The following is a 1726-nucleotide window of genomic DNA, read 5'->3' as shown; positions in this document are numbered from 1 at the left end:
ATGTTCACGAGGAACATTGCCGCCAACTGGAGACTCGGTGTGCTGCGGGCAGCCGGAACTAGATGCTGCGGACCGCGATCACGGCGTTGTGGCCGCCGAAGCCGAAGGAGTTGCTCAGCGCCGCGATGCTGCCCGACGGCAGGTCGCGGGCGGTCGTGACGACGTCGAGCGGGATCTCCGGATCCTGGTTCTCAAGGTTGATGGTCACCGGCGCCTTGCGGTCGTAGATGGCCATCACGGTCAGTACGGCTTCCACCGCACCGGAGGCGCCCAGCAGGTGCCCCATCTGCGACTTGGTGGCCGACACCGCGACGCTGTCCAGTTGCTTGCCCAGGGCGGCCTTGAGGGCCGCGTACTCGGGCTTGTCGCCCACCGGGGTGGAGGTGGCGTGCGCGTTGACGTGCACCACGTCCTCCGGCTGGATCCGGCCGTCGAACATGGCGGCCTTCAGCGCGCGGGTGGCGCCGAGGCCCTCGGGGTCCGGGGCCGTGATGTGGTACGCGTCGGCGGTGACCGAGGTGCCGGCCAGTTCGGCGTAGATCCGGGCGCCGCGGGCCAGGGCGTGTTCCTCGGCTTCGAGCACCAGGGCCCCGGCGCCTTCGCCCATGACGAAGCCGTCGCGGTCACGGTCGTAGGGGCGCGAGGCGTGCTCGGGATCGTCGTTGCGGCGCGAGAGTGCCTGCATCGAGGCGAACGCGGCGATCGGCATCGGGTGGATGGCGGCTTCGGCGCCGCCGCAGACCACGACGTCGGCCTTGCCGGAGCGGATCAGGTCCAGGCCCATGTGAACGGCTTCGGTGCCGGACGCGCAGGCGGAGACGGGGGTGTGGGCGCCGGCGCGGGCGCCGAGGTCGAGGCTTACCGCCGCGGCCGGGCCGTTGGGCATCAACATGGGCACGGTCATCGGCAGGACACGGCGCGGGCCCTTTTCACGCAGGGTGTCCCACGCGTCCAGGAGCGTCCAGACGCCGCCGATGCCGGTGGCGAAGGCCACAGCCAGCCGGTCGTGGTCGATTTCGGTGATGCCGGCGTCGGCCCAGGCCTCGCGGGAGGCGACCACGGCGAACTGCGTGGAGGGGTCCATGCGCTTGGCTTCGACCCGGCTCAGGACCTCGGTCGCGGCGGTGGTGGCGCGTGCGGCGAAGTGGACCGGCAGTTCGTACTTGGCCACCCAGTCGTCCTCGAGCGTGTGCGCGCCGGAGACGCCCTTCAGCGCGTTCTTCCACATCGTGGGGACATCGCCGCCGATGGGTGTGGTGGCACCCAGACCGGTAATGACTACTTTGCGTGCCATGGGATCACTCTCTGTCGGTGCGCCTGCCGTGTCCGGGACCTGGGGAAGGCTGCCGGGGCCTGCGTTTGAAAATCTCTGGGGTGGTGCAGTGGAGGGTGCTGCAAATGGCGCGGTCCGGGGGTGCAGTTGCGCCCCCGGACCGGCCGGGGCCGAAATTAGGCCTGTGCGTTCGCGATGAAGCTGACGGCGTCGCCGACGGTCTTGAGGTTCTTGACCTCTTCGTCCGGGATGCGCACGCCGAACTTCTCTTCGGCGTTGACGACGATCGTCATCATCGAGATGGAGTCGATGTCCAGGTCCTCGGTGAAGGACTTGTCCATTTCGACAGCCTCGGTGGCCAGGCCGGTCTCTTCGTTGACGATTTCAGCCAGGCCGGCCAGGATCTCTTCGTTGCTAGCCATTGGTGGCTCCTTTTCTTGTTGGTGCCGTGGG

The 1726-nt window shown here is 68.6% G+C and carries 2 protein-coding genes; both read right to left on the bottom strand.

Annotation, left to right across the window (positions count from 1 at the left end):
* Positions 1-58 precede the first annotated feature (58 nt).
* Positions 59-1294, bottom strand: coding sequence for a beta-ketoacyl-ACP synthase II (fabF, locus tag AB4Y67_RS15600; RefSeq protein ID WP_441406672.1), 1236 nt, complete (start codon positions 1292-1294; stop codon positions 59-61).
* A gap of 155 nt (positions 1295-1449) precedes the next feature.
* Positions 1450-1695: an acyl carrier protein gene (locus AB4Y67_RS15595; RefSeq protein WP_018773434.1), complete on the bottom strand. Its 246-nt coding sequence runs from the start codon at positions 1693-1695 to the stop codon at positions 1450-1452.
* Between the last annotated feature and the right edge of the window lie 31 nt (positions 1696-1726).

The sequence above is a fragment of the Arthrobacter sp. YAF17 genome, assembly GCF_052113365.1.
Taxonomy (GTDB): domain Bacteria; phylum Actinomycetota; class Actinomycetes; order Actinomycetales; family Micrococcaceae; genus Arthrobacter.
Note: the sequence above shows the minus strand (reverse complement) of the source record. Positions and strands in the feature narration are given on the sequence as shown.

Excerpts from the sequence above, each read along its gene's own strand:
- AB4Y67_RS15595 (WP_018773434.1), bottom strand. The coding sequence starts at position 1,695 with ATGGCTAGCAACGAAGAGATCCTGGCCGGCCTGGCTGAAATCGTCAAC.
- fabF (WP_441406672.1), bottom strand. The coding sequence starts at position 1,294 with ATGGCACGCAAAGTAGTCATTACCGGTCTGGGTGCCACCACACCCATC.